The organism is Acinetobacter sp. HR7 (assembly GCF_000773685.1).
Lineage (GTDB): Bacteria > Pseudomonadota > Gammaproteobacteria > Pseudomonadales > Moraxellaceae > Acinetobacter > Acinetobacter thermotolerans.
The window spans coordinates 1-5,421 of record NZ_JPQO01000136.1 but is presented as its reverse complement, the minus strand read 5'-3'; the positions used below and the strand labels follow the sequence as shown (position 1 = coordinate 5,421).

Here is a 5,421-nt window from a genome sequence, read left to right as displayed (position 1 = left end):
ATCCATCACCTGACCGCCCATACGTTCAGCCACGATACCAGTTTTAATGCCTTTACGTGCTGCATAGATTGCAGCAGTATTCCCCGCAGGGCCACCTCCGATGACTAATACATCAAATGCATCTTTGGCATTCAGTTTTTCAGCTTCTTTGGCTGCAGAGTTAGTGTCCAATTTAGCAATGATTTCTTCCAAAGTCATACGACCCTGACCGATATGCTCACCATCTTGGAATACCATTGGTACCGCCATGATTTTGCGTTCTTCCACTTCTTCCTGGAAGAAAGCACCATCAATCATAGTCGTAGTTGTGCCAGGGTTATAGAGGGCAATCAGGTTCAGTGCTTGCACTACATCTGGACAGTTATGGCAGCTTAAAGAAACAAACACATCAAAGTCTGATTTGATATCTAGGTCTTTAATCGATTGTAAAACTTCGTCAGACACTTTCGGTGCATAACCTGAAGTTTGTAGCAATGCCAGAATCAAGGAAGTGAACTCATGACCCATTGGCAAGCCTGCGAAGAACACACGAGGCTGTTCACCAGCTTTGGCTACACCGAAGCTTGGTGCACGTTTGTTTTGACCGTCGAAACGTGCAGTCACTTGTGGTGAAAGCACAGCGATTTCTTCTACCAGTTCTTTAATTTTGGCTGATTTGTCAGAAGCGTCCAGAGTGGCAACCAGTTCGATTGGACCTTCAAGGCGTTCCAAAAGGGTTTTAAGTTGAGCTGTTGTATTTTGATCTAACATTGCTAACATCTCCAAAGGAGTAATCATTCATTCGATGAAGTAATCATAAGAAAAATAAAGAAACAGGTAAAACAGGTAGTTTTTATACAAACAATCGCTTTTTTAGATTAAAAGCTATTTTTCAATTTAAGATCAAAGAATTGTGTTTGGCTAAACTTTACAAATGGAATCGCACTTATCATATTCGCCATTCACACAATTTTGACCGTTAATGAATACGCTGTTCAATCCGCAATGAACGTTTTTTAATGATATTCGCCAGTCCATAAAAGATCAGGCTCAACACAGCTGATATGCTCAGCACCATCCAAATCAGGATTTTCACCCAACTTTCCAGATGGCTGGCCTGCTGTACTTGTGGTGTGACAGTTTCAGCAAGCGATGTCATGGTCTTACCATACACCTGTTGCTGCATGGTCCAGAGCTGTTCCGGCTTGAAACCATATTCTTCAAAAGCCTTGTCATTCTTTTCCGTCTGAATCAGTCGCGATACATGTGGACGGGCTGCAGACAGATCAGCAGGATTATGCAACAAAGCGGTTTGCGCCAGCAGATAGGATTTCACTGGTGCTGCCACCTCTTCTGTCTCTGACAGATAACGTGCCATTTCGCTGTCATTGATATTACTGTCGTAATACACCACTTTCTGGTAAGCATCGTCATGATCACCGTTCAGATCATGCTGCCAATAGGTGAGGCCACTCCAGATCAGGATAAAAGCAATTAACCAACCGACAAACTTCTGCACAAAGGACTGAAATTTGACATAGAAATAGCGGATTTTTTTCAGGAAGTGCACTACAAAGAATGCACCAATAAAGGAAGCAAATAGTTTCAAAATCAGCCAGCCAAACCAGCTGCGCAGGTTCAGAAAATAGTCCGGGTTATCCCCTATACTCGCCAGATTGGCATCCACACTGATCGGTAAATGCAGCTGCTGTACTTCGGTACTTAAGCCAAAGAATCCATAGACCAGTTCCTGATGTAAAAACAGGCTAATGATCGAAATAATAGTAATCGTGGTCGTGGTGACACCGAGCAGCATCAGGCGATGCTGACGATTTTTTAGTGCCACCACACCCTGCTCGATTTCCCGAGGATTTACTGCATACTCATCTAATGGGGGCAAACCAGACTCCTCTTCGCGAGCCGGAATCAATCCTTAGTTCGATTCAGACCCGTCTGTACTCGATTCAATGACCAGATAATTGAGATTATCCTGTAAGGCTTTCAGACGCGCAGTCGCTTCAGTACGTTTCTGCATGCCTTCTTTCTGAATCTTGATGACATCATTTACTGTATTAATGAGGGTGTTCTGGACGTGTTCAAGCGTTTCTACGTCAATCACTGAACGCTGGTTGGCACGTGCCGTATCCACCGAGTTCTGGTGCAACAGATCGGCATTCCGGCGCAGCAGCTCATTGGTGGCATCATCAATGCTATTCGCCAGCTGAACACTATTCTTCTGTTCATGCAGGGAAATGGTCAGACTGATCTGGTTCTTCCATGCAGGCAAGGTAATGTTCTTGATCGCATAAAACTTGTCGACCAGCATCAGATTATTGGACTGGATGATGCGAATCATTGGTAAAGTCTGCATCGCGGATTGTTGCAACACCTGCAAGTCACTAATACGTTTTTCCAGATTATTCGCGAGATGATTTAAGTCATAAATTTTCTGGGTGGTGGTCTGATCCTGTGGCAAGGCAGTTAACTCAGCAATTTCATGTTGCAGTTCCTGCTCACGAATCCGGCCAGCGGCAATATGAATCCCAAGCTGCTTATATTCTTCCTGTACGCCCTCGAACATTTTATCGAGGGTCGAAACACGCGCTTTTAGCCCAGACTGTGAGGTTTCAATTTCCTTGACCAAGACATCTATCTGTTCCTTGGTAGTATTAAAGTGTGCATCAAAACTCTGTTTGGCACCCTTAAATTTATTCAGCAAATTACCAAAGAAACCAGACGTTTTGCTTTTACTCAGGATACTGGATGCATTCAGCTGCTGTGCTACTTGCACCACCTGATTCAGTTTATGCCCGGTCGCATCCAGATCACGGTTCTGTACCAGATTCAGCAATTCATCGGTATAGGTCGAAGTTTTGGTAGCAATATTTTTGCCGTATTCAGCTACGGCAGTATGACTCATCTCCTGTAATTCTTTGCGTGCTGCCAGCACCTCCTGAAAGTCCTCAGGCTTTAAGCCCAGTTCTTTCAGGTCCATTTGCTGAAATTTCTGTTCAGCAAGTTCATTTGCTTTTTCTTGGTTATCAGGCAGATTTACAGTATCAGGATTGGTCATAGTTCACCTTATATTGTTATGTTTTCGAGGGCTTCTCGAGCGATTTTTTTAACGTTTTAATTAGATTTTCACGGCTATTATCAAGTTTTTCCAGATCACTTGTCGAGTGCTTCGTGTTTGTTTGTTTGACATGATATTGCCAGGCCGGAATTAACACCTGCTGCGCTTCCTGAAATCGGTCCAATAAACTGAAAGAAAGCTGTTGTGACAATTGCATCTGGGTGATGGCGATATCATTACTGGCTTGCAAGGTGCGCAAGGTATGAATTTTCTTGGACAAACGTTCCTTGAAATTATCTAATGGATGCTGATTCTTGACGAACTGCGGATATTCCTGCAAAAACTCCTCCGCTGCGACAATATGCTTGGCCATCTGCTCCCGCAATCCAGATAGCTGCTGAAAACGTGCCTGGGATTTCTGGATTTCTATCTGCAGCTTGTGACTTAGGTGACTGGCCTGGTCAAGCAGACGATCCAGATTTCGATAATACTGCACCTGACTGGAACCATAATCCAGATCAATCCCCAGCCATTTTTGCAGGGCATTAAATTTGCGCTTTTTCAGATATTTTTTCGAATCTGCCAGTGCCTGAATAATTTTCTCAATAGTCTGGCTCAATTGCTGGGTGAGATGTGGATCAACACCATCCAACAAGACTGACTGAGCCTGAATCAGCTGATCGGCATAGTGATTGAGTCGGTACTGGTCATGGAGCAGAGGGACAAGCTCGTTGCGCTTGATGCTTAAAATCTCATTCGGATCTACTGCTATCTCCTGGATCGGGATCAAAACATCTATCTGTGACATGGCCCTTTAAACTCAGTGAATTCGGTTTTTATACTACGTGTTTTTATTCACCATAACATGTAGCATTTTGCAAACAAGTCTTTTTTATAGCGCTTGCCAGTCAGGTAATACAGCTCTCCTTAAGATAGTGTACTGAACTGTTGTAGCAGATCCAGATTCAGAATTCTAACTTGACTGTAATTCCATTCAATCAGCACAATACTTGTAGAATTTTTTATTTTCCTGATTTAGCCCTTCCATTCATATTGATGTTTTTCTGAACTCAGTAGTAGGTATTTAAACACCTAAAAATCTTAAAAATTCTCGAAATTTATTCAGGGATTATTTATGATCAGGTTCAATAATAAAGATGTGATCTGAGGGTGAAATGGAACGTTTCTTTCACAATACCATGTATGCCGCGCGCTGGATTTTAGCGCCTGTCTACTTCGGGCTATCCTTTGCCTTGCTTTTGCTGGCATTAAAATTCTTTCAGGAAGTTATCCACGTCCTACCACATATTTTTGAATATACCGAAGCAGACCTGATTCTGGTCATCCTGTCACTGGTGGACATGACCATGGTCGGTGGCTTGATTGTGATGGTCATGTTCTCAGGCTATGAAAATTTCGTCTCCCAGCTCAAGATTGATGAAAATAAAACCCGCCTGAACTGGCTCGGTACCATGGATGCCAATTCGCTCAAACTCAAAGTGGCAGCTTCCATTGTCGCGATTTCTTCGATTCATTTGCTGCGAATTTTTATGGATGCCCGCAATGTCGATAATGACAAGATCATGTGGTACATCATTATGCATCTAACCTTTGTGATCTCTGCCTTTATCATGGGTTATCTGGATAAAATTACCAAACATTAATGACTCAATAAAAAAAGCCCTAGTTTTTAGGGCTTTTTTTATTTCAGGAGAAATGACTCTGGCTTTATAAAAAATCGCCTTCCCGTTCAGGCTGATACAATACTTTTTCTACCTTGATCTGCATGATATCGCCATCTGGCTGTGGCCATTCAATCGTCTGTCCTTCTTCCAGTCCCAGAATCGCTGCACCAACTGGTGCCACAATATTCAGCTGTCCTGGTTCACCGGTAAATTCGTGTGGATAGACCAAGGTAATCTCTTTCGTCTGGCCTTCAATGGTTACCAGAGCACGTGCATGCATAGTCACGATATTGGCTGGAATATCTTCTGGCTTGACCACTTCTGCCCGTGCCAGTTCTTCTTCTAGCTGCTCCATCGTTGGAGTTAACTTGGGCTGATGGTCCAGCATGGACTGTAACCTGTTTAAGTCCTGCTCAGATAAAATGATTTGATTTTTTTGCATGCAAACTCTCCTTAACGGGAAATTCAATCAAGATTCACAAATACAGTAAAATTAAATTGTTGATTTAAATTATTTTTAAGCTATGGCGGATTCAAGCGGCAAGTGCAACAGTATAAAAACCAGCCATAACTTCACTCGGTGTATACCAACCTAGCGTTTTTCTAGGACGATGGTTGAGTGCAAATTCTATCTGCTCTATTTGTTCGTTTGACACGTCATCAAACGATGATGATTTTGGCAGA

Annotated in this window: 6 protein-coding genes and 1 pseudogene; 1 reads left to right on the top strand and 6 read right to left on the bottom strand. The window is 42.8% G+C overall.

All coding sequences use genetic code 11. From position 1 onward, the window contains the following. The 4 genes from GW12_RS06285 to GW12_RS06270 form a co-directional block, all read right to left on the bottom strand. Positions 1-750 (bottom strand): thioredoxin family protein (locus GW12_RS06285; RefSeq protein WP_034585012.1); only part of this gene is annotated, 750 nt, incomplete at its 3' end. 208 nt (positions 751-958) lie between these two features. Continuing rightward, entirely contained in the window at positions 959-1,879 is a 921-nt protein-coding gene (locus GW12_RS06280) for a hypothetical protein (RefSeq protein ID WP_034585010.1), read from the bottom strand. A gap of 33 nt (positions 1,880-1,912) precedes the next feature. After that, the gene (locus GW12_RS06275; protein ID WP_034585008.1) at positions 1,913-3,052 is read right to left on the bottom strand and encodes a toxic anion resistance protein; all 1,140 of its coding nucleotides are present in this window, start codon (positions 3,050-3,052) and stop codon (positions 1,913-1,915) included. 16 nt (positions 3,053-3,068) lie between these two features. Beyond that, positions 3,069-3,860 carry a tellurium resistance protein gene (locus GW12_RS06270; protein ID WP_034585005.1) on the bottom strand — a complete coding sequence of 264 codons (792 nt, stop codon included), beginning with the start codon at positions 3,858-3,860 and terminating at the stop codon, positions 3,069-3,071. A gap of 367 nt (positions 3,861-4,227) precedes the next feature. Here GW12_RS06270 and GW12_RS06265 point away from each other — a divergent pair, with 367 nt between their 5' ends. Continuing rightward, positions 4,228-4,716, top strand: coding sequence for a TIGR00645 family protein (locus tag GW12_RS06265; RefSeq protein WP_034585003.1), 489 nt, complete (start codon positions 4,228-4,230; stop codon positions 4,714-4,716). Positions 4,717-4,780: 64 nt separating this feature from the next. On the opposite strand, the gene rnk is transcribed toward GW12_RS06265, so the two are convergent. Next, entirely contained in the window at positions 4,781-5,179 is a 399-nt protein-coding gene (rnk, locus tag GW12_RS06260) for a nucleoside diphosphate kinase regulator (RefSeq protein WP_034585000.1), read from the bottom strand. Between the two features lie 91 nt (positions 5,180-5,270). Continuing rightward, positions 5,271-5,421 (bottom strand): annotated as a pseudogene (locus GW12_RS06255) (IS30 family transposase); the annotation flags it as partial.

Bases quoted from the DNA above. Each gene is read 5' to 3' on its own strand.
- GW12_RS06275 (WP_034585008.1), bottom strand. From the start codon at position 3,052: ATGACCAATCCTGATACTGTAAATCTGCCTGATAACCAAGAAAAAGCA.
- GW12_RS06270 (WP_034585005.1), bottom strand. From the start codon at position 3,860: ATGTCACAGATAGATGTTTTGATCCCGATCCAGGAGATAGCAGTAGAT.
- GW12_RS06265 (WP_034585003.1), top strand. From the start codon at position 4,228: ATGGAACGTTTCTTTCACAATACCATGTATGCCGCGCGCTGGATTTTA.
- rnk (WP_034585000.1), bottom strand. From the start codon at position 5,179: ATGCAAAAAAATCAAATCATTTTATCTGAGCAGGACTTAAACAGGTTA.